We start from the raw sequence: 24,771 nt of genomic DNA on the forward strand, positions 1-24,771 counted from the left end.
ACCAGTACGCCGGTCGCCAGGGCATCAAGGACGGCGATTACGAAGTCATCGATGCCTTGGGCAAAAGCATCAAGGGCAAGCTCGACGCGAAGGGCTTCGCCAGCGTCGCCGGCGCCGCACCGGGGCCAGCGCGGGTGCTGTTCGGCAAGGATCCTGCGGACACCTGGAGTGAAGGCAGCTACATCGGCAAACCGCAATGGCCGTTGAATCCGCCGGGAGCCGAAGACGTGCCGAGTCAGGTGCAGGCGATGGTGGCGCAGGTGCTGCCAAGCAAGAACTGGGACATGTTGGAGAAGGGCAAGGAATTGGCACAGACAGGGATGGGTGCAATGCAGACCGCGCAAGGTGCGATGCAAACGGCGCAGCAGGTGAAAGGCGTGATGCAGGGCGGAGCGGCCGGACTGCCGAAACTGGCGAGTGCGGCGTTGCCGAGTGCGTCGGGGATTCTCGGGGCGGCGAGCAAGGCGGGCAAGTTGCCGAGTCTGCCGGTGCCGACGCTTCCAAAACCTTCCTTGAAAACCCCGGGCCTGCTGGCGGGTGAGATGCTGTCATGACCACTGAAAATGCTGTTGTAAAACGTGAACCTCAGGTTGCCATTGTTCCCCTGAATGCCATCGATATTCAGGATGTCGCCAGCGGTGCGGCGACTTTCGATGCCTGGCTTCAATCCGCCAGCGGCGGGGTGGTCACCCTCGACCGGATCAAGAACGTTGCCGGCTCCTTGCCGGTGGTCGGCAACATCATGGCGCTGGTCGATGCGCTGGGTGACATCGTCACCCTGTCGAGCGCCAAGCAGCGCGACTTGCTCGCGTGGGCCAGCCTTGGCATCAACCTGATCGGCGTATTGCCTTTACCACCGGCGATGGCGGCTGCACGCATGACCCTTCGTCCGACCCTGTTTCTGGTGCGTCAGGAGATGAGGGCCAGCAGCAAGTTGTTGCTCAGCACCTCCGTGATCGAGGTGCTGGTCGGTCACCTGAACGCCTCGATTATCGGCACGCTGGATGATTTTGTTGAACAGGCCAAAGGCAAGTTGCCCGGTATTTTGGCGGACGCTGGCAAGCTCGGCGAAGAAGTCGTTAACGAAATTGCCAAAGGCATCGAAGCGGTGGCGTTTGGCAATCTGGATGCCAAAGGTGATCTGAATGCAGCCAGCGCCCAGGCAAGCGCTGCGGCCGACCAATTCAAGAATGATCCGCTGGCGTCTTTCAGCAATATTTTTGGGGCTGCCAACAGCGCGCTGAAGTCAGCAGGCAAAGGCCTGGCCAACAGCGTGGCGCAAAATCTCGTCCCTGATGACCTCAAAAAAACCGTTTCCGACGAAACCAAAAAACTGCGGGCGATGGGCCCGGAACTACGCACCCAATTGAGCAAGCTGGACGACGAGTCCGTTCAGAACTCCATCGGTTGGTTGCTGCTGATCCTTTCCAGCGCCGTGACGTTGTGGCGCAAGCGCAATGCCCATGGCCAGAACGCCGCCGTCCACCCGGAGAAGACCGGACAGGCGAAGCGTACGGCATCTGAGGGGCAGTTGGCCGCCCACGGCCAACAGGCACCGGCGAAAGGCGCGCCCAATCCAAAGAAAGGCCCCTGTGAATGTGCCACGGACTTCAGCATCAATTTCGCCTTGGGTTCGGAAAGCCTCAGCCATACCGATTTCAGCCTGCCCGGCCCATTCCCGATCGAGTGGACCCGCACTTACAACTCTCGCCTCGACGCCTACGATCAGAGTGAACTCGGCGCCCGCTGGATCAGCGAATTCACCACGCGTTTCGACTGCGTGGATGAAGGCCTGACCTTCTACGGCGCCGATGGCCGCGACCACAGCTATCCACTGCCAAAGGTCGGCCTGTTCCACTACGACCCCATCGAAAACACTACCCTCGTTCGTGCCAGCGAAGATCAGCTATTGCTGTGCCGTGGTTTCGAGCGCAAGGAAACCTACGTCCGCCGTGGTCAGTGTTATGTACTGACCAACATCTCGCTGCGCAACGGCGCCGGGATCATGCTGCATCACGAGCATCGGCAAGGCGAACAATCGGTGCTTTCGGACCTGATCACCTATCAGGAAAACGACTTCACCAAAGTCCACCTGCACCTCGGCACGCTGATCGACGATCACGGCCGGTTTATCGGTCTCTGGCAAATCGTTGATGGCGAGCCGCAGCGACAGCTCTGCGCCTACCAGTACGACACCTATGGCGATCTGATTCGAGCTCAGGACGAGAACGGCGCAATCTGGTCGTATCAGTTCGAGCATCACCTGATCACCCGCTACACCGATCGCACCGGACGCGGCATGAACCTGCAGTGGGACGGTCCGGGGTCCAAGGCCAAAGCCATCCGCGAATGGGCCGATGACGGCAGCTTCGACACGCGCCTGGAGTGGGACGAAAACATCCGTCTGACCTACGTCACCGATGCCCTTGGCAACGAGACCTGGCACTACTACGACATCCTTGGCTACACCTACCGCATTCGCTACGCGGACGAGCGTTCGGAATGGTTCTTCCGCGACGAGGCCAAGAACATCGTGCGCCGCGTCAATGCCGACGGCAGCACCGATCGCTACAGCTACGATGAACGCAGTAACCTGCTCGAACACATCCGTGCCGATCACACGGTGATGCATTACGCCTACGACGATCAGGATTTGCTGATCAAGATCAGCGACGCCGAGGGTGGTCAGTGGCAACGCGTCTATGACGACCAAGGCAACCTGGTCGAATCGCTCGATCCGCTGGGCAACAAAACCGAATACGCTTACAACAAATCCGGTCAGCCCACCGCGATCAAGGATGCCAACGGCAACGAAAAAACCCTCGACTACAACGACGCCGGGCAACTGGTCGAGTACGTCGATTGCTCGGGCAAAACCAGCGCCTGGGAATACAACGAACTGGGGCAGATGATCTGCTTCACTGACGCCGCCGGTAACGCCACCGAATACGAATACAAGGCTGGCCAACTGGTGCTGATCAAGCACCCGGACAAGACTGAAGAGCGCTTCGAACGCGACGCCGAAGGCCGGCTGTTGACGCATGTCGACGGTCTTGATCGCTGCACCACCTGGAGCTATGGCGCGGCCGGTTTGATCGCCGAACGTGTCGATGCCGCCGAGCAAACCCTGCGCTACCGCTGGGACCGCCTCGGACGGTTAACCGCCCTGGAAAACGAAAACGAACAACGCGCACACTTCCACTACGACCCGGTTGGACGCCTGTTGGAAGAACGTGGCTTCGACGGTCGCACCACGCGCCATCAATACGATGCACAGACAGGTCGCCTTGCCCAATCGATCAATGGCAAACGCGTCATCTCGGTGAGCTTCGACCCGATGGGCCGCTTGACCGAGCGTCGCGCCACTCTGGGTGACCAATCGCAAAGCGAAACCTTTGCCTATGACGGCAACGGCAATATGGTGCTGGCCGACAACGCCGACAGCCGTCTGCAATGGTTCCACGACCCGGCCGGAAATCTGCTGCGCGAACACCAACATTACCTCGGACTGGAAAAGCCCACCGTCGCGATCTGGCAGCACGAGTACGACGTGCTCAATCAACGTGTTGCCACCGTTCGCCCGGACGGTCACCGCGTCAGTTGGCTCACCTACGGCAGTGGTCACTTGCTCGGTATGCGCCTGGACGAGCATGACCTGATCGGCTACGAACGCGACGACCTGCACCGCGAAATCGCCCGCCACCAAGGCAATCGCCTGCTGCAAACTCAAAGCTGGGACCCGGCCGGACGCTTGCAGGAACAACTGCTGGGGCGCAGCGATGACAAAAGCATCCTGCTCAAGCGCGAATACAAATACGACGCTGCCGGCCAACTGACCGACATCAACGACAGTCGTCGCGGCCCGCTCGCCTATCGTTACGATCCCGTCGGTCGACTGCTCAGCGCCGTGACGCGTCAAGGCGTTGAAACGTTCGCCTTCGACCCGGCCGGTAACCTGCTGGATGACAAGACTGCTGAAATCCGCCGCCCACTGGATCTGACGCCACCGCGCAGCAAACTGGTCGACAACCTGCTGCGCGAATACGCCGGCACCCACTACGACTACGACGAACGCGGTAATCAGATCCAGCGCTGGCACAACGGCCAACGCAGTGATCTGCGTTGGGACCTGTTTGATCGACTGGTGCATTTCGAAGACTCGCGCCTGAGCGTGGATTTCGCCTACGACGCGTTGGGACGCCGTCTGCACAAAAACTCCCGCGCGCACTACAAACAGCGCCCGGAAGCCGGTTCCCTCTGGAACAGAAACGAGCACGCCCGCAAACAGCGTGAACTGGGCTGCGGTTTTACGCTTTACGGTTGGGATGGCGACAATCTTGCGTGGGAAAGCAGTCTGGCGCAGGGTGATGGCGAGCCGGGTCGCACGGTGCATTACATCTTTGAACCGGGCACTTTCATACCCGTCGCTCAAGCTGTGCGCCACGCGCCGATCAACCTCATGGGGCAGCCTGATTACAGCGGTGAGTACAGCCTTGATGAGGATCCGTTGTGGAATCACAAAGCCACGGTATTACCTTTTGATGCGCTGGCCTGGTACCAGTGCGATCACCTGGGAACACCGCAGGAACTGACGGATTCCCAAGGCAACATGGCCTGGACCGCGCAGTACAAGGCGTGGGGGCAGGTGACGGAACAGCGTTCAGAATGGGCGCGGCAGCATGGCGTGACGAACCCGATACGGTTTCAGGGGCAGTATCACGATCATGAGACGGGGCTGCATTACAACCGGTATCGGTACTATGATCCGGGGGTTGGGCGGTTCATTTCTCAGGATCCTATACGCTACGAGGGAGGCTTAAACCTTTACAAGTATGCGCCAAACCCGGTTGAGTGGATTGACCCATTGGGGTTGGAGACTGTTGTTGCTACCAAAAGCCGCGCAAGCGCAATGAGGAAGGCACAACAACACGCACAGGTTCCAAGAGTAGGAAGAGGTGGAAAAGATATCCCCACACAAGAGTTGAACGGTGAAAGTGACGGGCGATTTTGTGCATGTTTGAAAAAGCGTGGAGTTACAACGCTGGGAAGGCGTGGACACGATAATTCTGAGGTCTTTGATCACCCGGATGGTCACTCTCATATGGTCGGAGAGGGGCACCCGGAGCATCACAGCTCCCCACATGTTCATGCAATGAACAAAAAAGGCGAGTCAAAAATATTCACTTATCCGGGAGAGATGTAGCGTGAACGACTACAAAATTATATGTTATCGGGCTAAATTTGATGATTTCAAAAAAACCTCAAGTGCTCGCATTAAAAATATTCCTGCGGAAGTTAATGATGATTTTGCACTGTTGGCTTCTGTTGATCAAAAAGGCACTATCGGTTTCAATAAAACCATCCAGGGCTCCGCTGCGATCAAAGCTTTGATTGCTAGTTGCTACTACATTGATATCGATGGAAGGCTTCAGTCGCCTTCAAATAATGAACTTTGCTATATGCCGTTCTTTATGTTTAGGGATAAAGATGGGGAGTTTGAGCTCGCAGTTCGCGCGCACAGGCAATACGAAATAGATATCAAAAAATATGAAGTGCTCTCACGGCATCGAAGCGTAGATAAACCCATTGCCCCTATGCTGACTACTTTTTTGCAAAATGATGAGTTATCCATAAGTCATGATGTATATGAACTTCTCAAAAGGTCCTGCCACTATGTCGCTATTGCGAAAATTTCTGGCGAATATGGGCATGGTGCGTTCGATGTGTTTTCTAACGATTTGACTTATTTTTTTGAAGAGTTTGGCAGTATTACCGCGGGAACAGCTGAATGGGTGATGGTTGATGCTTTGTCGCAACTTCCAATAAATTAGTTGGCGAGTGTTCTTAACCTCATGGAGGCAGGTCGCGTTTTTAATAGTGTTTAAATGTGGTCTGTCTCTGATAAAACCCCACAAGGCCGAACGCAATGGTGGGGGCGGGTTTGTTTTTTAATTAGGGGGGGCGTCCGTGATGTGAATGGCACTAACAAGCCGCCTGGTTCAGTTTGTAGTCCCTTAGTAAAGAAGTTTGACTTTAGGGTGCGGAGGAAATTCTTGATGTTAGAGTTTTCGAACAGGCTTTTAAAACTTTCTCCGATAGATTTGCAACTCTATGCATCGAAATCTTTAAATGCTTATTGCGCAGCAAAGTCTATTCAGCACGTGACGGTCGATGAGTTGATAGCCCACCTTAATAGTCGTCCTGAAGGCCGTGACTTGGCTGAGTGGGAGAGAAGGGGGGCGCTATTGCCGCTCAATGGAAGGGGGGATGATATGCCTCAAGAACTTAGGCAATCGATTCCATCTCAAGATATTGACGATTTTTGTCATATTGTGGATAGCGCGGTCGAGGTCGGAATAGTAGATGTCTATGGAACTGCAAGCGAGCTGCCGGCCATGTTCTTAGAGAAAATAACTTCAATTCTTCGCAAAAATAACATTGATATTCCTCAGTTGTAATTTGTGGAGTAATGGGGGATTTATTTTTGTATGATTTTTGCATTATATAAATCTGTCACCTTTGTTCAGGTCGGTACCTTTCTGAGTGGGCACTATGCCGCAGGAAAGAACCCGATGGCGCGTAAATAAGGAGATATAAGATTTCTACTGATTTTTATAAGCTGATTGCGCTGTTTTTAGAAGGAGCGGGTAATCTTCAACCAAATATTTTTGAATTGAAGGGTTTCTCTGAGTCTGAGTTTTTAAATGCCGATTTTGAGTTGGTCGGGGATCTGGATGATTTTCATTTTTTCGAGAAGGAATACAGCGTTTCTTATTTGTGTCGAAAAATATCGATTGTATTTAAGCAATATTTTTTTGTAAGTGAGGCGTTAGGGGGCGGCCTTGGTGTTGCATGTGGGGTGAGGCTGACTTCTCTTTTGAAAAAGCAGCCATTTGCTGCAGCGTTGAGGCAGATAGGCGATAATCGGATTTCGTTCTATTTTTCCGAAGATGAAAGTGAAGGGGCACTGATTTTTGATGAAAGCATTGTAATAAGATTTGGTCGGCGATCCAAAAGAAGCTCATACATGATTTCAACTGTTGAATGCGATTTTGATAATGAGCGTTTTGGTGACATAGCAAGGAAAGCAGTGCATGAAACGTTCGAGTGCCTTACTCCCGAATCGATGATAAGCGAAGCCAGTTCAAAAGGCTGCTCAAATGCTTTCAAACGGCTGGTTCGACAGATTTATTTGGGCAGTACTATGCAATGAATAGTGCCATCCGCTCACAACTAAAAGAGTTATAGCATGACTTTTGCTTTTTATAAATTTGTCACCTTTAAAGGTTGTAATTTTTAAAGCTTTCGGGATAAAGGTCTCAATCTATGAAAAGGCTGACTGAGTTCACTGTGCACGGGACCGCTGTCGGTAGTGATGCGAGTATTCAGCTGGATGAGGTTTCGATTCTTGCTGATCCACAAACGATTAGAGAGCTTGGTGTTTTTTCTTATTAATGCATCGTATGAGATGTCAACGAATGGTCTTGAGCATATGCACCTTCAAGATATAGTTGAAGACTTCGACTATGACGCGAATGTGGACTTCATCGCGTTGAATAACAGCTTTGTGAAGCCTGTTTAAGTATCGGATCATGAGTCATGAATACAAGCTGGTGTTCGGCGACACAACCTCTACCAGCAAAGTAATGAAGAAAATAAAGGGCAGCGATGCATGTGTTCGCGCACAACAACTTGGCGACTTCTACCTGAAAGATCAGTCGCTCAACAGTAGCGCCGATTATGACGCTCGATTGATCTATGAAAGTGGGAGCGTTTTGTGGCTTCAGGTCAATTTCAAGTCATTGAACCTATACCAAACCTTGCTCTCGGCGTTGGGTGACAGCGACTATAGATGTCTTGAGGAAGGTGATGATGAGGTGCCGCTTAAGGATGCATTTCGCATCAAGGGCAATGTTTGAAGAACGCTTGAATGTCTGCATCGTGCATTAGTGCGAATAAACAGGCCTTGGTCAAAGGAGTGACAACATGAAAGACGCAATCCGCCTCGGCGACTCCACGACTCACGGTGGCAAGGTCCTCGAAGCATTCTCCCGGACAGATCTCAATGGCAAACCGATTGCCGGAGTCGGTCACAAGGTCAGTTGCCCATTGTGCAAAGGGGTTTTCCCGATTGCCGAGGGCAGCAGCACTTACACCGTGGACGGCACACCCATCGCACTGGACGGTATGAAAACCGCCTGTGGTGCAGCGCTGATTGCCAGTGGCCCGAAAGGCGCCGTAATCAGCTGAGTTTCTGAGTTTCTTTTACCCCTGTTTGCCCCGGTCGATATCCAGAGTGGGCAGCCGCTAGTCCAGGGATTCAAAAAGCAAAAAGATCGCAGCCTGCAGCAGCCCTACATCAGGATTAATTTTCCCCTGTAGGCGGTGCCGCAGGCTGCGATCTTTTGCTTTTACTTCGCGGAGAACTTCAACACCACGCTCTGCGTGTAGGTCTGTCCCGGATCCAGTCGGGTACTCGGGAAGTTCGGCTGGTTCGGCGAGTCCGGATAATGCTGGGTTTCCAGAGTGAACGCGCCCCAGTGCGGATAGACCTTGCCACCCTTGCCCTTGACCGTGCCGTCGAGGAAGTTGCTGGTGTAGAACTGCACGCCCGGTTCGTTGGTGTACAGCTGCAAGTGGCGACCGGATTGCGGGTCGCTGACTTCGGCGGCGAGTTTGCTGACGTCACCCTTGGTGTCCAGCGCCCAGTTGAAATCGAAGCCGCCTTGTTTCTCCTCAGCGAATTTCAACTGCGGATGGTCGGCCTTGATGTGCTGGCCGATGGCGGTCGGTTTGGTGAAGTCCATCGGTGTGCCGGCCACGGGCGCCAGTTCGCCGGTCGGGATCAGCTTGGCGGTGACCGGGGTGTAATGGCTGGCGTGCAGGGTGGCGACTTGCTTGAGGATGTCGCCATTGCCGGCGCCGGCAAGGTTGAAGTAGCTGTGGTTGGTCAGGTTGAGTACCGTCGGTTTGTCGGTGCTGGCCTTGTAGTCGATGCGCAGTTCGTTGCTGTCGGTGAGGCGGTAGGTCACTTCGGTGGTGAGGTTGCCGGGGAAGCCCATTTCGCCGTCTGTCGACAGGTAGGTCAGGGTCACGCCGACCGAATCCTTGTCCTTGGTTTCTTTCGCCTTCCAGACCTTTTTGTCGAAGCCCTGAGTGCCGCCGTGCAAGGCGTTGGTCTTGTCGTTCTGCGGCACTTGGTAGCGCTTGCCGTCGAGTTCGAAAGCGCCGTCGGCCAGGCGATTGCCGAAGCGGCCGATGGTTGCGCCGAAGTACGCGGTGCCTTTCTGGTAACCCTGCACATCGTCGAAGCCGAGGACGATGTCGTCGAGCTTGCCGTGTTTGTCCGGCACCTGCAGCGCCTGCAAGGTCGCGCCGTAGGTGATGACCGTGGCCTGCATGCCGTGGCTGTTGCGCAGGATGTATTGCTCGACGGGCGTGCCGTCATTGGTTTTGCCGAAGGCTTTGTGTTCGCTGGTCAGGCCGGCGGCCTGGGCGGAGAGGGTGGCGATCATCAGGGACAGTCCGAGGCCGCAGAGTGAGTGTCGGGATTGAAGCATGGGTTGACCTTCCTTTTTGTTGTTGTTTTGAAAATCGATAAATAGTCATGCTAATTATGGTGTTAATGAAGGTTTATAGCGGATTTAGCATTTATTGCAAAAATAAAGTCCGACTAAATGAAAAAGGCAACCAGCACCGAAGGTCGGGAATCCACCCTGGCACCGCACTTTTGCGAAATCCCCGGCTCTATCCATGGCCAGGTTGCGGTGACTTCCGCTGCACAGGAACGTGTCCGTCAAAGAATTCATGCCGAGAGTTTTGCACCCAATCGCTGCATTCATTCATCGCCCGTGCCTGCTGCTGGCCTGCCTGTCGACGCTGCTGTTCGGCGGTTGCAGCCATCAGGACGGCAACAATTTCATCAGCCAGATGCGCGAGGGCAGGCCTCAGGAATTTCTCCAGACCAGCGTCGACCGCATGGCTACGCTGGCGATGCGCGACAACCTCGACAGCCTCTATCGCTTGATGGGCAAGTTGTATTTGCGTAACCCGGAAGAACTGCGCAAATCCGGTTTTCTCGACATTCGCACGGCGGTCAAGCAGGTGCGACTGGCCATCGAGCAACAGCAACCCTTGCCGACCCTCGGCGGCAAAAAGGATCTGGCAGCGCTGAGCTATGCCATGAGCCCGGAATTCCTCGGCGACCGGGTCGGCGCGTTCATCTATGCGATCGGCAGCATGCTGGTCACCGCCCACGGCAACCGCACCGAGTTCTACATGACCGATGCGATCAACCCGACCTTCGTCAACAACGCCGCGCGCAACATCGAGAAAGCCACTTGGATCCTCGCCCAGCGGCAGAACAAGGATGGCCAGCCGCTGCTGTTTTCCAATGAGATTTCCGAGGAGGGCAGCAACCTGAGTTTCGCCACGGAGTTCGGCAAAGTCGTGGCGCGTCTGGATCTGCTGACCCAGATGCTCGACGAGCGCTACCGGCGCATCGGACTGAATTACGCCCAGAGCCTGCTGTTTTTGAATTTTTTGCCCGTGCAGTGAAATGGCATAACGATAGATCCGATCGATATAGGGCGTTATAAGAAAACTGGTTATGCTGCGGGCCGGATTTTTCCTGTGGTTTGTCTGGACGTCTTAATGGAATTGGCAAATTTCGGCCTGGTGATTGCCGGGCTGGTGGTGGGGTTCATCGTCGGCATGACCGGTGTCGGCGGCGGTTCGTTGATGACGCCGATCCTGCTGTGGTTCGGCATCAATCCGGCCACGGCGGTGGGCACGGATCTGCTGTACGCGGCCATCACCAAATCCAGTGGCGTGCTGGTGCACAGGAAGAACAAGAACATCGACTGGGCCATCACCGGCTGGCTGACCCTGGGCAGTGTTCCGGCGGTGGCGATGACCTTGTGGTTCCTCAGCACCTTGCACACCGCCCCGGACGCGATGAACGCCATCATCAAGCAAGCGCTGGGCTTCGTGCTGTTCGCCACGGCGCTGGCGATTCTGTTCAAGAAGCGCCTGCTGGAATTCGCCCATAAACGCGCCGGCGGCAACTACAACCCCAGCGGTGCGCGCCTGAATGTCATGACCGTGATCACCGGTCTGATCCTCGGCACCATGGTCGCCCTGACCTCCATCGGCGCCGGCGCCCTCGGCACCGTCGCACTGTTCATCCTCTATCCGCTGCTGCCGACCCGCCGCCTGGTCGGCACCGAAATCGCCCACGCCGTACCGCTGACCCTGGTCGCCGGCCTCGGCCACGCGAGCATGGGCAACATGGATTGGGGCGTGCTGGGCTTTCTGTTGGTCGGCTCGCTGCCGGGCATCTGGCTCGGCAGCCACCTGACCGGCCGCGTCTCCGATGAACTGCTGCGCCCGTGCCTGGCGACGATGCTGGTGTTGATCGGTTACAAGCTGGCGTTCTGATCAAGCGCCCGTTTCATCACCGTCACCGGCAATCCGTCGTACTCCGTTTCTTCCAGCACCTCCCAACCCAGCCGCGCATACAGCGACTGCGCGGCATCGGTGTACAGGTACAACTGCGGCACGCCCAGTGCGGCAGCTTCCTCGACGATGCGGTTGACCAGTTGCGAGGCGATGCCGCGACCACGCTGTTCGGCCTTCACGTAGACCCCGGCCAGCCACGGCGTCAATTGCGGACGGGCATCCATATCGCTGTCGATCAGCAGCGCACCGCCGAGCAGTTTTCCGTCTTCGATCGCCACCACCACGCTGGGAATCGCACCTTTGCCGCAGGCGGCGCGCATACGTTCGGTGCGGCTGGCGAGGGTGTCTTCGGGTTTGTATTGGCCCCATTCCTTGAAGTTGAGTTCAGCCAGTTCCTCGATCAGTTGCGGGTGATGGCAGAGGTAGTCGATGTGCATGCGCGTTGAACTCCATTTCACAGGTTGAACAGCCACCCTAATGCGGTCATAAAAGGTAATCAAATGCGCGACATGATCGCGCCCGACCGGTTGCGCAAAATCGGTGCTGACCTAAGCTTTGGGCAAGGCGAAACACTTTTGCCGGGCAGCCCCCGGAACAATCGCCGCGATGCGCAATCATTAGAGCGTGGATATCAAAAGGAGATGCGCATGCTCATCAGGTCACTGACCCTGACACTCTTGCTGGCGATTGCCGGCCCCCTGTTCGCCGCCGACGGCGATTCCCCTCTGGACGTCGACAAGGGCATCAACCGCCCGGTGATCGTGATCGCTTCCAGTACGGTCGATTCTTATTGGGTCAGCCTGAAAAAAGCGCTGGACGACCCGGCCAACAAACAAGGCATCGCCGACCGCAAGATCAAGGTTTACACCATCCTGAGCATGAGCGGTCAGGTCGATGGCAAAAGCCTCGAGCAGCAGCAAACCATGGCGCTGCTGCGCTCGCTGAAGCTGGGCGCCGGGGCGTATCCGAAAGTCTTCCTGGTGGGCAAGGATGGCGAGACCAAACTGACGGCTTCGGGGGATGAAGCGGCGGCGGTCGATCTGAAGAAAATCTTCGACACGATTGATGCGTTGCCTGCCGCCGAGAAAGAAACCACTTCCACCGTGGTCACGGCCCCGGCTGCTGCAGAACCGGCACCGGCCAAGGGTGCGAAAGGGACTAAGCCGGTAAAGCCGACGAAACCGGCCAAGCCGCCGGAAATGCCGGATGATTGATGTTCTGATTCAGGGGTGATCAGAAAAGAAAAACGGGCGACCTTCTCAGGTCGCCCGTTTTTTATGGCGTGGTTACCGGGTCAATTCCCCCAGAATCCTGTGCGCAATCTTCACCCGCTCTCCATTCGGGTAATTGCGGTTCGCCAGAATCACGATCCCGACTTTCTTCGACGGCACGAATGCGACGTAGGCGCCGTAACCCCCGGTGGAACCGGTCTTGTTCAGCAGCACGTTCGCCGGTTCAGGCTGTGGCGGATTCAGCCATTTGACCTTGTGCGCATCCATGGCCATTGGCGTCGAGTTGCCGTCCAGCAGGCGGTCGAGGCTGATCGGGTAGGCGTAGCGTTCCCAGCCCAGCCCCTGGGTCATGTCGCCGACGGTGTAGTATCCGGTGTGGGTGAGGGCGATGGCTTTTTGCAGAGGCGTTTCGAGTTTGGCGGTGTCGAGGTTGGCCTGGACGTATTGCAGCAGGTCGGCGGCGCTGGTTTTCACGCCGTAGGCTTCGGAATCGAGGGCGCCGGGGCTGACTCGAATCGGTTTGTTGTTCTTGTCATAGCCTTGGGCGTAGAGCTTTTGTTCAGACGCGGGCACCGACAGGAAGGTGTGCTTGAGCCCGAGTTTCGGCAGCAGGGTTTCGGTCATGGCCTGATTGAACGGCTGGCCGAGGCTTTTCGCCGCCAGATAACCGAACAGGCCGATGCTCGGGTTGGAATACAGGCGATGGCTGCCGGCCGGATACGTCGGTTTCCACTGTTGGTAATAGCCGAGCATCTTGTCGGCAGAATCCGCAGCATCCGGGAATTGCAGCGGCAGCCCCCCGGCGCTGTACGTGCCCAGTTGCAGCAGGCTGATGTGGTCGAAGGCGCTGCCTTTCAGTTCGGGCCAGTGCTGGCTGGCCTTGTCGGAGAGTTGCAGTTTGCCGCTGGCCTGGGCGTAGGCGGCGAGGGTCGCGGTGAAGGTTTTGCTTACCGAGCCGATTTCGAACAGGGTGTTTTCACTCACTGCCTGCCCGGTGCTTTTGTCGGCGACACCGTAGTTAAAGTAATGCGCCTTGCCATTGACGGTCACGGCTACGGCCAGTCCCGCGATGTCCTGTTGCTGCATGACCGGGGTCACGGTGGCCTTGACCAGCGCCTGTAACTGATCGTCGGTTTGTGGGGCTGCCAGACAGGTGGCGGCGCTGAAGAAAAGTCCGAAAGCGCTGTAGGACTTGAGTTTTCTCAGGTTGGTCGAAGACATGTTTGAACCACTCTCCATGAGTGTTGATGGTGTTATCCCGCTACACTGCGAGCGTTTTTTCATTGGGCTGCTGATCGGCGCCGCCAAATCTAGGCAGTCCGCTGTCTTTCGACAAACGATGAAAATTCGGACGAGCCATTAGAAAAATTTGGGACTTGGCATGATTCGACCTCAATTGCCCTTGAATGCGTTACGTGCCTTCGAAGCCTCTGCGCGTCATTTGAGCTTTACTCGCGCCGCCGTGGAGTTGTGCGTGACCCAGGCGGCCGTCAGCCATCAGGTCAAAAGTCTGGAAGCGCAACTCGGCGTGATCCTGTTCAAACGCCTGCCCCGTGGGTTGATGCTGACCGGCGAAGGCGAAACCCTGCTGCCGGTGCTGACCACGTCATTCGATCATATCGCGCAGATGCTCGAGCGTCTGGCGGGCGGGCAATATCGGGAAATGCTCACGGTCGGCGCGGTGGGCACTTTCGCGGTGGGCTGGTTGTTGCCGAGGCTGGCGGATTTTCAGGCGAAACATCCGCTCATAGATTTGCGGCTGTCGACCAACAACAATCGGGTGGACGTGGCCGCCGAAGGGCTGGATTACGCGATCCGGTTTGGCGCCGGGGCGTGGCACGGTATCGAGGCGACCCGTTTGCTGGAGGCGCCGTTGTCGGTGCTTTGCGTGCCGGAAATCGCCCGGCAACTGCACACGCCGGGGGATCTTTTGCAGCAGCGTTTGCTGCGTTCCTATCGCACCGATGAGTGGCCGGAGTGGTTTCATGCGGCCGGTCTTGCGACCCATGCCGCGCCGCCCCAGAGCATCGTGTTCGACTCGTCGCTGGCGATGATGGAGGCGGCGTTGCAGGGCGGCGGGGTGGCACTGGCGCCGCCGTTGATGTTTGCCCGGCAACTGGCGGCGGATCTGATCCGCCAACCCTTTGCCATTGAAATCACCACCGGCAGCTATTGGCTGACGCGCTTGCAGTCACGGCCGGAGACGTCGGCGATGGCGGCGTTCAGGCACTGGTTGCTGGAGGTTGCGCAGGCCTAGCGCACCAGACATGGCTTCTTGTTATCGAACGTCCAGCCCGGAATCAGAAACTGCATCGCCACACTGTCATCCCGCGCGCCGAGCCCCATGCCTTTATAGAGTTCGTGGGCCTTGGCCACCTGATCCATGTCCAGTTCCACGCCCAGCCCCGGCTTCTTCGGCACCTGCACACAACTGTTGACGATTTGCAGCGGTGCCTTGGTCAGGCGCTGGCCGTCCTGCCAGATCCAGTGGGTGTCGATGGCGGTGATGTCGCCCGGTGCGGCGGCCGCGACGTGGGTGAACATCGCCAGGGAAATGTCGAAATGGTTGTTGGAGTGCGAGCCCCAGGTCAGGCCCCATTCGTGGCACATTTGCGCCACGCGCACCGAACCCTGCATGGTCCAGAAGTGCGGGTCGGCCAGCGGAATGTCGACTGACTGCAACTGGATCGCGTGGCCCATTTCGCGCCAGTCGGTGGCGATCATGTTGGTCGCAGTTTTCAGGCCGGTGGCGCGACGGAACTCGGCCATCACTTCACGTCCCGAATAACCGTTTTCTGCACCGCACGGGTCTTCGGCGTAAGCGAGTACATGATGCTGATCGCGGCACAGACGGATCGCTTCTTTCAGTGACCACGCGCCGTTCGGATCGAGGGTGATGCGGGCGTCGGGGAAGCGTTCGGCCAGTGCGGTCACTGCTTCGATTTCCGCATCGCCGCTAAGTACGCCGCCCTTGAGCTTGAAGTCCTTGAACCCATAACGCGCGTGCGCAGCCTCGGCCAGACGGACCACGGCGTCGGCGGTCATGGCTTTCTCGTGACGCACGCGGAACCAGTCGTTGTCGGCATCCGGTTCGCTGCGGTATGCGAGGTCGGTCTCCCGGCGATCGCCCACGTAGAACAGATAACCGAGCATCTTCACTTCATCGCGTTGCTGACCTTCGCCGAGCAATGCGGCCACCGGCACGTCGAGGTGCTGGCCGAGCAGGTCGAGCAGGGCGGCTTCCAGGCCGGTGACCGCGTGAATGGTGATGCGCAGGTCGAAGGTTTGCAGGCCACGGCCTCCGGCGTCGCGGTCGGCGAAAGTCTGGCGCACCTGGTTGAGGATCTTCTGGTAGGTGCCGATCGGGCTGCCGACCACCAGGCTGCGGGCGTCTTCTAGGGTCTGGCGGATACGTTCGCCGCCGGGCACTTCACCGACCCCGGTGTGGCCGGCGTTGTCCTTGAGGATGACGATGTTGCGGGTGAAAAACGGCCCGTGGGCGCCGCTCAGGTTGAGCAGCATGCCGTCGTGGCCGGCGACCGGGATGACTTGCATCTCGGTGATGATCGGGGCTTTGGCGATGTCGTGTGCGGTCATTTGGGATTGTCCTTTCAAGCGGATTCAGGCGTGTTTCGGCGCGGCATCGGCCACGGCGACGTCAGGGGCGGATTTGGGTGTCATGCGGGCGGCGAACACGATGATCGCGGCGATGATCGAGGTCGCGGCCAGACCATAGAGGCCGCCCTGGATCGAACCGGTGTGTTGTTCCAGCAAGCCGAATGTGGTCGGAGCGACGAAACCGCCGAGGTTGCCCACCGAGTTGATCAACGCGATGACGGCAGCGGCGATCCGCGCATCGAGATAGGCCTGCGGGATCGGCCAGAACAGCGAGGACGCGGATTTGAAACCCAGCGCAGCAAAGCAGATTGCGACAAAAGCGAAGATCGGCCCGCCGGTGGTGGACATGAACATCCCCGCAGCGGCGATCAGCAATGCAGTGGCGACCCACGCCTGCTGGTGTTTCCACTTCGCCGAGAACGAGGCGAACGCGTACATGCCGATGATCGACAGCAACCACGGAATCGAGTTGAACAGGCCGACCTGGAAGTCACTCATTTCGCCCATCTTCTTGATGATGCTCGGCAGCCAGAACGTCGCGGCGTAGATCGTCAATTGAATGAAGAAGTAGATCAGGCAGAACAGGATGATCTGGCGATCCTTGAGCAGTTTGCCCAGCGACGGCCGGATCGGGGTCGCAGCTTCGCGGGCCTTCTGCTCATCGTCGATGGCTTTGACCAGTGCATCCTGCTCGGCGCGGGTCAGCCATTTCGCATCGTGAGGTTTGGCGTCGAGCCAGAACCAGACGAATACGCACAGGCCGACCGAGAACATCCCTTCAATGAAATACATCCACTGCCAGCCGTGCATGCCGAGACCTTCGATCTGCAGCAACAGACCAGACAACGGGCCGGAAATCAGCGAGGCCACGGCCGAACCGCTCAAGAAAATCGCAATCGCCTTGCCGCGTTCGGCCCCCGGCAACCAGCGGGTGAAGTAGTAGATCACCCCGGGAAAGAACCCGGCCTCGGCCACGCCGAGCAGAAAACGCAGGATGTAGAAGTGGGTTTCGTTCTGGATGAACGCCATGCCGGCGGCGACCAGGCCCCAGGTGAGCATGATGCGGGTCAGCCAGATTCGCGCGCCGACCTTTTGCAGCAACATGTTGGAAGGGACTTCGAACAGCGCGTAACCGATGAAGAACAGACCGGCACCGAAACCGTAGGCCGCGGCACCGATGCCGAGGTCGTGTTCCATGTGGGTACGGACGAAACCGATGTTCACCCGGTCAATGTAATTGACGATGAACATGATGACGAACAGCGGCAGGACGTGGCGTTTGACTTTGGCAATGGCGGAGGACAGCACCGAATCGGCGCCCTCGTTCATCCCGGCGATGGATGATTTCACTTGGTTTTCTCCCACTCGTTATTTTTATGCGGGGTGTGTCTGGTGTTGCGTTGTTGATAGACATCATACAACTAGATTTTTTTGTCCTACAAGCGGGAGTGCTCAATCAAATTTGTCTACGGGGAGCGGTTTTTATGCTTTTTCAGATTTTAAATCCCGTTTTTGTTGGGTTTTATAGAGGTTCTATCAGGTGTGATGTAGAGTTTTACGCCAGTGATCGTGGAGTAATTGCCCGGCGAAATGGAAGAATGTCTGTCTAAAATTGAGTGTTGTCATACAAGCTGAATCCCGGAATTCATAGGAGCTCATACAAGTCATTGCCGCCAGTGCTACGATCGGTCTGCCCCGATCACCGGAACCGACCATGCAAGACGACATCGACGCCCCCGCCCGCAAACGCGCGCACAACCTGGCCCATGACCTGGTGGAAAAACTGACCCAGAGCATCCTGCTCGGTCAGATGCTGCCCGGTGACAAGTTGCCGTCGGAAAACTCGATCGTTCAGGAACACGGCGTCAGCCGCACCGTCGTGCGCGAGGCGATTTCCAAATTGCAGGCGTCGGGGCTGGTGGAGACGCGGCACGGCATCGGCACGTTCGTGATCGAACGCGCACAGGAGCAGGGGTTGCGACTGAATGTCGACACCGCGCTGGGGGTGCGCAGCATTCTCGAATTGCGCATGGGGCTGGAGACGCAAGCGGCGGCGCTGGCCGCGCAGCGCCGCACCGAACAGCAGCTGGAGCAGATGCGTCAGGCACTCGATGACTATCAGCGTCTATTGGCCAACAACGACAGCTGCGTTGAAGCCGACCGGCGCTTCCACCTGTTGATTGCCGAAGCCACCGGCAATGTCTGCTTCACCGAAATTATGCAGCACTTGGGCAGCGCAATGATTCCGCGCACTCGGGTCAACGCGGCCGAGCGCGGGGCGGTGGATTTGAGCAAGCTCGGGCAACTGGCGAACCTGGAACATGAGGCGATTTTCAACGCAATCAAACGCCAGGATTCGGAAGCGGCGCGTGCGGCGATGTGGCTGCACCTGAGCAATAGTCGCGACCGGTTTTCGGCTCAGGGGTAAACCAAAGGAATAACGCGGAGCTTTCTCAGTCCTTATCCACATCGCGCATCAATAACCCGAACCGCAGATCCACCGCATCCGGAATCGGCAGATACACCGTGTGCCCGTCCCCCGGCGCCACGTCGATGGCTTCGCCTTTAAGGTTCTGCAGTTCATGCAGATCAAAATGGAAATTGCCCTTGGGCGTCATCAGTTCCAGATGATCGCCCACGGCAAAGCGGTTCTTCACCTTGACCTCGGCCAGACGATCCCGCCGCTCGCCGGTCAGTTCGCCCACAAACTGCTGACGCTCCGACACTGAGCTGCCGTTCTGATAGTTCTGGTATTCGTCGTGCACATGGCGGCGCAGGAAGCCTTCGGTGTAACCGCGCTGAGCGAGGGATTCCAGATCGGTCATCAGGCTGCGGTCGAATTCGCGGCCGGCCGCCGCATCGTCGATGGCCCGGCGATAGACCTGGGTGGTACGCGCGCAATAGAAGTGCGATTTGGTCCGGCCTTCGATCTTCAGTGAGTGCACGCCCATGCGGGTCAGGCGTTCGACGTGCTGCACGGCGCGCAGGTCCTTGGCGTTCATGATGTAGGTGCCGTGTTCGTCTTCGAAGGCCGGCATCAGCTCGCCGGGACGGTTGGCTTCCTGCAACAGGAAGACCTGATCGGTGGGGGCGCCGAGGCCGAGGGTCGGTTGCGGTTCGAAGGTCTGCACGATTTCGCCGAGATGGTTTTCGCTGGCTTCCTGCGCCGAGTATTTCCAGCGGCAGGCATTGGTGCAGGTGCCCTGATTGGCGTCGCGCTTGTTCATGTAACCCGAGAGCAGGCAGCGGCCGGAGTAGGCCATGCACAGCGCGCCGTGGACGAACACTTCCAGTTCCATGCCCGGCACTTGCTCGCGGATTTCGCCGATTTCTTCCAGCGACAATTCACGGGACAGGATGATCCGGCTCAAGCCCAGTTGTTGCCAGAATTCGACGCTCGCCCAGTTCACCGTGTTGGCCTGCACCGACAGGTGGATCGGCATCTGCGGGAAGTGCCGGCGCACCAGCATGATCAGGCCCGGGTCGGACATGATCAGCGCGTCCGGCGCCATCTCGATCACCGGCGCCAGGTCCTTGAGGAAGGTTTTCAGCTTGGCGTTGTGCGGCGCGATGTTGACCACCACGTAGAAGCGCTTGCCCTGGGCCTGGGCTTCACGAATGCCGAGCGCCAGGTTGGCGTGATCGAACTCGTTGTTGCGCACCCGCAGGCTGTAGCGCGGCTGGCCGGCATACACCGCATCGGCCCCGTAGGCGAAGGCGTAGCGCATGTTTTTCAGGGTGCCGGCGGGGGCGAGCAGTTCGGGGGTGAAGGAGGTCGTCATGGCGGCGTCGGTCGCAAAAGCGCGGCAGGGTAGAGCAGTTGCGCCGAGGGTTTATTGATCTGGATCTATGCTCCATGAAGAAACAGGGCACTCGCGCTGACGCTGGCTGACTAAACGGGACGGGCGCGGGTGGCGCCTGACTGACCTGGACCGGACATGAACCAAAAGAGTCTGCAATTCAAATCCCTCACCGTGCTGTTGTTTCTGGTGACGGTCGCCTTTATCTGGATCCTGCTGCCGTTCTACGGCGCGGTTTTCTGGGCGGTGATCCTCGGCATCCTGTTCGCACCGATGCAGCGCCAGTTGCAACTGAAATTCGGCTGGCAACGCAATCTCACATCCCTGTGTACCTTGAGCATCTGCCTGGTGATCGCGATCTTGCCGGTGATCGTCCTCAGTGTGCTGCTGGTGCAGGAAGGGGCGACGCTCTACGACAATATCGAAAGCGGCAAGCTCGATATCGGCGCCTATCTGGCGCAGTTCAAGCACAGCCTGCCGCCTTACTTTCAGCACCTGCTCGACCGCTTCGGCATGGGCGAGCTCAATGCCTTGCGCGAGAAGATCGTCAAGGCCGCCATGCAGGGCAGTCAGGTGCTGGCAAGCCAGGCGTTCAGTTTCGGCCAGGGCACGTTCGAATTCGTGGTGAGTTTTTTCATCATGTTGTACCTGTTGTTTTTCTTCCTGCGCGACGGCGCCGAACTGGCGCGCAAGGTGCGCACAGCGATACCGCTGGAGGAGCATCACAAGCGTCGCTTGCAGTTGAAATTCAATCGCGTGGTACGCGCCACGGTGAAGGGCAATCTGCTGGTGGCGATCACTCAAGGTGCGCTGGGCGGGGCGATTTTCTGGTTTCTCGACATTCCCAGCGCGTTGCTCTGGGCGGTTCTGATGGCGTTTCTGTCGTTGCTACCGGCGGTGGGCGCCGGGATTGTCTGGGTGCCGGTCGCCATTTACTTCCTGCTCAGCGGGATGATCTGGCAGGGCGTGGTGCTGGGATTGTTCGGGGTATTCGTCATCGGTCTGGTGGACAACCTGCTGCGCCCGATCCTGGTGGGCAAAGACACCCGGATGCCGGACTACATGATCCTGATCTCGACCCTGGGCGGGCTGGCGGTGTTCGGCCTCAACGGTTTCGTGATCGGGCCGCTGATCGCGGCGCTGTTCATGTCGAGTTGGGCGCTGTTCATCGAAAGCAAGCCGAAAGTGCAGCTGCCTTAAGCCTTGAACGGGCCGTTGAGCAGTTGCTGCGACAGCGCCTGCGCCGCTGGCAGGGATGTGAGCGGGCCGCTGACCGGCTCGCCGTCGCGCACCAGATACCAGCAGGCGAGCAGGCCCAGTTCTCTGAGCGAGGCGGGTACGGCGCTGCCGATAACGGACATGATTTGAACCTGAGCCATGAAAAGTACCTCCATCAATCGATGGGGCTACCTTAGGCAATTGGCCGTTTCAGGGACAATCAACGCTTTCGATAGTGGTCATTGACGCCAGTGAGGACTGGCTCAATCCACCACTTGATCGAGCATGTGCACGATTTCGTGTTCGTTGAGAAAACCCTTGCGCACCAGGTTTTCCGCCAGCAGCGAGAGAAATTTCGCGGTGCGGTGGCCTTCCAGGTGCTTGAGTTCGGTCAGGGCGTTGTAGACCTTGCTCGAGGTGCATAAGCCGACGATGCGGTGCGGATTCTGTGTTGGCATTCAAGTCGTCCTTGTTGTTATCAACCTGTTGTATGCGGACGGATTCAGAGTGCGGTTCCGTCATGACAAATAGATGACCGTTTGTGTTTTGCCCCCGACGGTCGAGTCCATCATGCCGACTTTAACGGTTCAAACTGTCCCCACAGCGACCTTGGCGAGATTTTTTCAGACCTTGGCCGACGGACGGTTGGCTTTTCCGCCGGCAGTAATATGCGCGCAAGAAAAAGCCCCGCTATCAAGCGGGGCTTCGTGTACCGGTTACCAGCGCGGGCCACCGTAGTAGTGTGGCCGACCGTAATAACCGCGCGGCGGGCCGTAATACACCGGGGCCGGTTGGACGTAGACCGGTTGCTGCACATAGACCGGGGCCGGCTGATAGTAGACCGGTGGCGGCGGTTGCTGCACATAGACCGGAGCCGGTTGAGCGTAAACAGGCTGTTGGACGTACACCGGCCGATCCTGGTTGATGAGCGCCGAGCCGATGATGGCCGAGCCGACGATCGCACCAAATACCGCCGGGCCCTGCCAGCCACCGCCGTGGGCTTCTGCCTGACCCGTGATCGCGAATGCACCAATCAACAAGGCCACGATGGGGAGTTTACGAATCATGATAATTCCTCGGTTCTTCGACCCGGCGTCCGGACCTGCAACAGGCCCGGAATGGCGCGGGGATACTTCTAAGACAGCAACATTTTGAAAAACAGCACGGCCGCTGGGTAAATTTTGTGTAAGGTCTGTACCGGTTTGTTTACCGGACTTCTGCCATCGGCTGTGATGCCCGGAACAGACCGCCTTATGATCGTTCAGAACCCGATGGCCTGGCTAATCCCGTCCATCCGAAAGTGCATTCGAAGGAGCCTCCCATGCAGATGAACCCCAACAAAGACACCCAATTGTGCATGTCCCTGTCTGGGCGTCCCGGGAATTTCGGTCTGCGTTTTCATAACCATTTGTATGAACAACTGGGCCTGAATTTCTACTACAAGGCATTCAGCAGCCAGGACCTGCCCGGTGCGGTCGGCGGGATCCGCGCACTGGGGATTCGCGGTTGCGGCGTGTCGATGCCGTTCAAGGAAGCCAGCATTGCGCTGGTCGATGAGCTGGATGCGTCGGCGGCAGCGATTCAGTCGATCAACACCATCGTCAACACCAACGGCCATCTCAAGGCCTACAACACCGATTACATTGCCATCGCCCAGTTGCTGGAAACCCACGCGGTGCCCAAGGACACGACTTTCGCCCTGCGCGGCAGCGGCGGTATGGCCAAGGCGGTGGCGAGTGCCTTGCGCGATGGCGGTTACAAAAACGGTTTGATCGTCGCCCGCAACGAGCGCGCCGGCCGTGCGCTGGCGGATTCTTTGGGTTATCGCTGGCAGGCAGAACTGGGTGACGAGCGCCCGCGGATGCTGATCAACGTCACGCCGGTGGGGATGGACGGTGGCCCGGAAGCAGGGCAGCTTTCCTTTGACGTGGATGTGATCAAGTCTGCCGACACCGTGTTCGATGTGGTGGCGATCCCCTCGGAAACCCCGCTGATCGTGCGCGGTCGTGCCGAAGGCAAAAAAGTGATCACCGGGCTGGAAGTGATCGCGATCCAGGCGCTGGAGCAGTTCGTGCTGTACACCGGCGTGCGGCCGACGGTCGAGCAGTTCGATGCGGCGGTGGCGTTCGCCCGCAGTTGATAGCGCCTGAACAACGGTGAATCCGCCCGGATTTGCCGTTGCCTATACTGCCGGATCAGCAAGCACAGACTTGCCCTTCACAAAAGCCGAGGTTTGCATGCATCCGCCCATTCTCAACCTGAATGACGTCGAACTCGAACCGCTTCCCGAATCATTGGCCCCCGAGGGTGAAACCGCCGGGCGATATCAGCAACGGTTCGCCCGGGTCGGCCAGCAATTGGGCGCGCAGAAGCTCGGTTATCGGCTGTATGCGCTGCCACCGGGCATGCGTGGCAGTCCGTTTCACAGTCATCGGGTGAATGAGGAAATGTTTTACGTGGTGGCCGGGGAAGGGGAAGTGCGCCTGGGTGCCGAACGTTTCCCGATCCGCGCCGGCGACGTGATCGCCTGCCCGCCGGGCGGCCCTGAAGCGGCGCATCAAATCATCAACACCAGTGCTGCGGAACTGCGCTATCTGGCCGTCAGCACCCAGCAGCAACCGGAAATCTGCGAGTACCCGGACTCGAACAAATACGCGGTGATGGACAACTTCAATGTCGATGCCGAAGGCAATGCCTCGGGATTCGTCGCGGTGGCGCGGCAGTCGGACGGGGTGGATTACTGGGACGGCGAATAACGCCGCCCCGACGCGCTTATTCTTCGAGGCGGGCCAGACGCTCTTCCAGCGCCGCAATCCGCGCTTCCAGCTCTTCGATGCGCTCCACTGACACGCCGCTGGCCGTGCCGCGATCACTCGGGTTCTGCCGCGCCGCGATAATCGCCTCGATGTCCGCCGGATCGCCCAGTGCATGGGTGTAACGATCTTCGCGCTGGCCGGCCTGACGCGGAATCAACACCGCCAGCTCCCGTGCGATCAGACGTTCCAACTGATGCACCACTTGTTCGGCGTCTTCGAATTCATGCATGCGACCGCTGCGGGTCAGCAGTTCGTTGACGGTCTGCGGGCCGCGCAAGAACATCAACCCGGTCAGAATCAATTGCGCCGGCACCAGTTCCAGCGCCTTGTCGACCTTGTGCTCCCAGCGGTCGGCGCGACTGCCCATCACCAGTTTGGCGAAACCACGGCTTTCGAGGGCGCGCAGGCTCTGGCCGACCTGGCCCTGGGTCAGGGTCATCACCGGTTCGCGGCTGGTTTTCTGGTTGCAGGCCAATACCAGCGCATTGAGGGTCAACGGATAGGTTTCCGGGCTGGTGGCCTGTTTCTCGATCAGCGAACCCAGAATGCGGATTTCCGTGGCGTTGAGCCGGGGTTCGTTGGTGGCGGTTTCAAGTTCTGTGGTCATCGCGCGTTCCCTCTGCAGTC

24 protein-coding genes and 1 pseudogene are annotated in these 24,771 nt (G+C 57.9%); 15 read left to right on the top strand and 10 right to left on the bottom strand.

Annotation, left to right across the window (positions count from 1 at the left end; genetic code table 11):
- The 7 genes and pseudogenes from JKA62_RS25215 to JKA62_RS25245 all read left to right on the top strand — a co-directional run.
- A pseudogene (locus JKA62_RS25215) lies at positions 1-554 on the top strand (type VI secretion system tip protein VgrG); the annotation flags it as partial.
- Positions 551-5,203 carry an RHS repeat-associated core domain-containing protein gene (locus JKA62_RS25220; RefSeq protein ID WP_236676663.1) on the top strand — a complete coding sequence of 1,551 codons (4,653 nt, stop codon included), beginning with the start codon at positions 551-553 and terminating at the stop codon, positions 5,201-5,203. The pseudogene JKA62_RS25215 and the gene JKA62_RS25220, both read left to right, overlap by 4 nt.
- A 1-nt stretch (position 5,204) precedes the next feature.
- On the top strand, positions 5,205-5,831 hold the full coding sequence (locus JKA62_RS25225; RefSeq protein WP_201820016.1) for a hypothetical protein: 627 nt from the start codon (positions 5,205-5,207) through the stop codon (positions 5,829-5,831).
- 225 nt (positions 5,832-6,056) lie between these two features.
- A complete protein-coding gene (locus tag JKA62_RS25230) occupies positions 6,057-6,458 on the top strand; it encodes a hypothetical protein (protein ID WP_236676664.1) in 402 nt (133 codons plus the stop codon).
- 215 nt (positions 6,459-6,673) lie between these two features.
- Positions 6,674-7,213 carry a hypothetical protein gene (locus tag JKA62_RS25235; RefSeq protein ID WP_201820022.1) on the top strand — a complete coding sequence of 180 codons (540 nt, stop codon included), beginning with the start codon at positions 6,674-6,676 and terminating at the stop codon, positions 7,211-7,213.
- A gap of 379 nt (positions 7,214-7,592) precedes the next feature.
- On the top strand, positions 7,593-7,919 hold the full coding sequence (locus tag JKA62_RS25240; RefSeq protein WP_201820025.1) for a hypothetical protein: 327 nt from the start codon (positions 7,593-7,595) through the stop codon (positions 7,917-7,919).
- 67 nt (positions 7,920-7,986) lie between these two features.
- Positions 7,987-8,250: a PAAR domain-containing protein gene (locus tag JKA62_RS25245; RefSeq protein WP_102900435.1), complete on the top strand. Its 264-nt coding sequence runs from the start codon at positions 7,987-7,989 to the stop codon at positions 8,248-8,250.
- Between the two features lie 161 nt (positions 8,251-8,411).
- On the opposite strand, the gene JKA62_RS25250 is transcribed toward JKA62_RS25245, so the two are convergent.
- Positions 8,412-9,560 (bottom strand): aldose epimerase family protein, encoded by a 1,149-nt coding sequence (locus tag JKA62_RS25250; protein WP_201820028.1) that lies wholly within the window; start codon positions 9,558-9,560, stop codon positions 8,412-8,414.
- 247 nt (positions 9,561-9,807) lie between these two features.
- Here JKA62_RS25250 and JKA62_RS25255 point away from each other — a divergent pair, with 247 nt between their 5' ends.
- Both JKA62_RS25255 and JKA62_RS25260 read left to right on the top strand, forming a co-directional pair.
- Positions 9,808-10,557, top strand: coding sequence for a hypothetical protein (locus JKA62_RS25255; RefSeq protein ID WP_011335063.1), 750 nt, complete (start codon positions 9,808-9,810; stop codon positions 10,555-10,557).
- A gap of 96 nt (positions 10,558-10,653) precedes the next feature.
- On the top strand, positions 10,654-11,439 hold the full coding sequence (locus tag JKA62_RS25260; RefSeq protein WP_011335062.1) for a sulfite exporter TauE/SafE family protein: 786 nt from the start codon (positions 10,654-10,656) through the stop codon (positions 11,437-11,439).
- Here the strand turns inward: JKA62_RS25260 and JKA62_RS25265 are convergent.
- Positions 11,421-11,897: a GNAT family N-acetyltransferase gene (locus tag JKA62_RS25265; protein ID WP_011335061.1), complete on the bottom strand. Its 477-nt coding sequence runs from the start codon at positions 11,895-11,897 to the stop codon at positions 11,421-11,423. The genes JKA62_RS25260 and JKA62_RS25265 overlap by 19 nt on opposite strands.
- 210 nt (positions 11,898-12,107) lie before the next feature.
- On the opposite strand from JKA62_RS25265, the gene JKA62_RS25270 reads away from it, so the two are divergent.
- On the top strand, positions 12,108-12,674 hold the full coding sequence (locus JKA62_RS25270; RefSeq protein WP_201820113.1) for a DUF4174 domain-containing protein: 567 nt from the start codon (positions 12,108-12,110) through the stop codon (positions 12,672-12,674).
- 72 nt (positions 12,675-12,746) lie between these two features.
- On the opposite strand, the gene ampC is transcribed toward JKA62_RS25270, so the two are convergent.
- On the bottom strand, positions 12,747-13,913 hold the full coding sequence (ampC, locus tag JKA62_RS25275) for a class C beta-lactamase (RefSeq protein WP_201820031.1): 1,167 nt from the start codon (positions 13,911-13,913) through the stop codon (positions 12,747-12,749).
- Between the two features lie 160 nt (positions 13,914-14,073).
- Between ampC and JKA62_RS25280 the strand changes: the two genes are divergently transcribed.
- Positions 14,074-14,949, top strand: a complete 876-nt coding sequence (locus tag JKA62_RS25280; RefSeq protein WP_011335055.1) for a LysR family transcriptional regulator — start codon at positions 14,074-14,076, stop codon at positions 14,947-14,949.
- Here the strand turns inward: JKA62_RS25280 and gudD are convergent.
- Together gudD and JKA62_RS25290 are read right to left on the bottom strand one after the other, a co-directional pair.
- The gene (gene gudD, locus JKA62_RS25285) at positions 14,946-16,289 is read right to left on the bottom strand and encodes a glucarate dehydratase (protein WP_201820034.1); all 1,344 of its coding nucleotides are present in this window, start codon (positions 16,287-16,289) and stop codon (positions 14,946-14,948) included. The genes JKA62_RS25280 and gudD overlap by 4 nt on opposite strands.
- Positions 16,290-16,313: 24 nt before the next feature.
- Positions 16,314-17,660, bottom strand: coding sequence for an MFS transporter (locus tag JKA62_RS25290; RefSeq protein ID WP_011335053.1), 1,347 nt, complete (start codon positions 17,658-17,660; stop codon positions 16,314-16,316).
- A gap of 364 nt (positions 17,661-18,024) precedes the next feature.
- On the opposite strand from JKA62_RS25290, the gene JKA62_RS25295 reads away from it, so the two are divergent.
- A complete protein-coding gene (locus tag JKA62_RS25295; RefSeq protein ID WP_011335052.1) occupies positions 18,025-18,738 on the top strand; it encodes a FadR/GntR family transcriptional regulator in 714 nt (237 codons plus the stop codon).
- Between the two features lie 25 nt (positions 18,739-18,763).
- Here JKA62_RS25295 and trhP read toward each other — a convergent pair whose 3' ends face one another.
- Positions 18,764-20,092, bottom strand: coding sequence for a prephenate-dependent tRNA uridine(34) hydroxylase TrhP (gene trhP / locus JKA62_RS25300; protein ID WP_011335051.1), 1,329 nt, complete (start codon positions 20,090-20,092; stop codon positions 18,764-18,766).
- Between the two features lie 156 nt (positions 20,093-20,248).
- Between trhP and JKA62_RS25305 the strand changes: the two genes are divergently transcribed.
- A complete protein-coding gene (locus JKA62_RS25305; RefSeq protein WP_201820037.1) occupies positions 20,249-21,310 on the top strand; it encodes an AI-2E family transporter in 1,062 nt (353 codons plus the stop codon).
- Here JKA62_RS25305 and JKA62_RS25310 read toward each other — a convergent pair.
- The 3 genes from JKA62_RS25310 to JKA62_RS25320 form a co-directional block, all read right to left on the bottom strand.
- On the bottom strand, positions 21,307-21,489 hold the full coding sequence (locus JKA62_RS25310) for a hypothetical protein (RefSeq protein ID WP_064380832.1): 183 nt from the start codon (positions 21,487-21,489) through the stop codon (positions 21,307-21,309). The two genes, JKA62_RS25305 and JKA62_RS25310, sit on opposite strands and share 4 nt — an antisense overlap.
- 102 nt (positions 21,490-21,591) lie before the next feature.
- Positions 21,592-21,786 carry a hypothetical protein gene (locus JKA62_RS25315; RefSeq protein ID WP_007951579.1) on the bottom strand — a complete coding sequence of 65 codons (195 nt, stop codon included), beginning with the start codon at positions 21,784-21,786 and terminating at the stop codon, positions 21,592-21,594.
- 258 nt (positions 21,787-22,044) lie between these two features.
- Positions 22,045-22,395: a hypothetical protein gene (locus JKA62_RS25320; RefSeq protein ID WP_007951578.1), complete on the bottom strand. Its 351-nt coding sequence runs from the start codon at positions 22,393-22,395 to the stop codon at positions 22,045-22,047.
- A gap of 254 nt (positions 22,396-22,649) precedes the next feature.
- On the opposite strand from JKA62_RS25320, the gene JKA62_RS25325 reads away from it, so the two are divergent.
- A complete protein-coding gene (locus JKA62_RS25325; RefSeq protein WP_201820039.1) occupies positions 22,650-23,468 on the top strand; it encodes a shikimate 5-dehydrogenase in 819 nt (272 codons plus the stop codon).
- Between the two features lie 97 nt (positions 23,469-23,565).
- On the top strand, positions 23,566-24,084 hold the full coding sequence (locus tag JKA62_RS25330; protein ID WP_011335048.1) for a cupin domain-containing protein: 519 nt from the start codon (positions 23,566-23,568) through the stop codon (positions 24,082-24,084).
- Positions 24,085-24,100: 16 nt separating this feature from the next.
- On the opposite strand, the gene JKA62_RS25335 is transcribed toward JKA62_RS25330, so the two are convergent.
- The gene (locus tag JKA62_RS25335; protein WP_201820041.1) at positions 24,101-24,751 is read right to left on the bottom strand and encodes a YceH family protein; all 651 of its coding nucleotides are present in this window, start codon (positions 24,749-24,751) and stop codon (positions 24,101-24,103) included.
- Positions 24,752-24,771: the final 20 nt, after the last annotated feature.

Origin of the sequence: Pseudomonas sp. B7, assembly GCF_016735645.1 — a bacterium.
GTDB lineage: Bacteria > Pseudomonadota > Gammaproteobacteria > Pseudomonadales > Pseudomonadaceae > Aquipseudomonas > Aquipseudomonas glycinae.

What these genes read in the sequence shown, in the direction of transcription:
- JKA62_RS25245 (WP_102900435.1), top strand. Translation starts at nt 7,987, where the DNA reads ATGAAAGACGCAATCCGCCTCGGCGACTCCACGACTCACGGTGGCAAG.
- JKA62_RS25320 (WP_007951578.1), bottom strand. Translation starts at nt 22,395, where the DNA reads ATGATTCGTAAACTCCCCATCGTGGCCTTGTTGATTGGTGCATTCGCG.
- JKA62_RS25330 (WP_011335048.1), top strand. Translation starts at nt 23,566, where the DNA reads ATGCATCCGCCCATTCTCAACCTGAATGACGTCGAACTCGAACCGCTT.
- JKA62_RS25295 (WP_011335052.1), top strand. Translation starts at nt 18,025, where the DNA reads ATGCAAGACGACATCGACGCCCCCGCCCGCAAACGCGCGCACAACCTG.
- JKA62_RS25265 (WP_011335061.1), bottom strand. Translation starts at nt 11,897, where the DNA reads ATGCACATCGACTACCTCTGCCATCACCCGCAACTGATCGAGGAACTG.
- JKA62_RS25250 (WP_201820028.1), bottom strand. Translation starts at nt 9,560, where the DNA reads ATGCTTCAATCCCGACACTCACTCTGCGGCCTCGGACTGTCCCTGATG.
- JKA62_RS25315 (WP_007951579.1), bottom strand. Translation starts at nt 21,786, where the DNA reads ATGCCAACACAGAATCCGCACCGCATCGTCGGCTTATGCACCTCGAGC.
- JKA62_RS25240 (WP_201820025.1), top strand. Translation starts at nt 7,593, where the DNA reads ATGAGTCATGAATACAAGCTGGTGTTCGGCGACACAACCTCTACCAGC.
- JKA62_RS25270 (WP_201820113.1), top strand. Translation starts at nt 12,108, where the DNA reads ATGCTCATCAGGTCACTGACCCTGACACTCTTGCTGGCGATTGCCGGC.
- JKA62_RS25310 (WP_064380832.1), bottom strand. Translation starts at nt 21,489, where the DNA reads ATGGCTCAGGTTCAAATCATGTCCGTTATCGGCAGCGCCGTACCCGCC.
- JKA62_RS25335 (WP_201820041.1), bottom strand. Translation starts at nt 24,751, where the DNA reads ATGACCACAGAACTTGAAACCGCCACCAACGAACCCCGGCTCAACGCC.
- JKA62_RS25230 (WP_236676664.1), top strand. Translation starts at nt 6,057, where the DNA reads ATGTTAGAGTTTTCGAACAGGCTTTTAAAACTTTCTCCGATAGATTTG.
- JKA62_RS25325 (WP_201820039.1), top strand. Translation starts at nt 22,650, where the DNA reads ATGCAGATGAACCCCAACAAAGACACCCAATTGTGCATGTCCCTGTCT.
- JKA62_RS25305 (WP_201820037.1), top strand. Translation starts at nt 20,249, where the DNA reads ATGAACCAAAAGAGTCTGCAATTCAAATCCCTCACCGTGCTGTTGTTT.
- JKA62_RS25220 (WP_236676663.1), top strand. Translation starts at nt 551, where the DNA reads ATGACCACTGAAAATGCTGTTGTAAAACGTGAACCTCAGGTTGCCATT.
- trhP (WP_011335051.1), bottom strand. Translation starts at nt 20,092, where the DNA reads ATGACGACCTCCTTCACCCCCGAACTGCTCGCCCCCGCCGGCACCCTG.
- ampC (WP_201820031.1), bottom strand. Translation starts at nt 13,913, where the DNA reads ATGTCTTCGACCAACCTGAGAAAACTCAAGTCCTACAGCGCTTTCGGA.
- JKA62_RS25260 (WP_011335062.1), top strand. Translation starts at nt 10,654, where the DNA reads ATGGAATTGGCAAATTTCGGCCTGGTGATTGCCGGGCTGGTGGTGGGG.
- JKA62_RS25280 (WP_011335055.1), top strand. Translation starts at nt 14,074, where the DNA reads ATGATTCGACCTCAATTGCCCTTGAATGCGTTACGTGCCTTCGAAGCC.
- gudD (WP_201820034.1), bottom strand. Translation starts at nt 16,289, where the DNA reads ATGACCGCACACGACATCGCCAAAGCCCCGATCATCACCGAGATGCAA.
- JKA62_RS25255 (WP_011335063.1), top strand. Translation starts at nt 9,808, where the DNA reads ATGCCGAGAGTTTTGCACCCAATCGCTGCATTCATTCATCGCCCGTGC.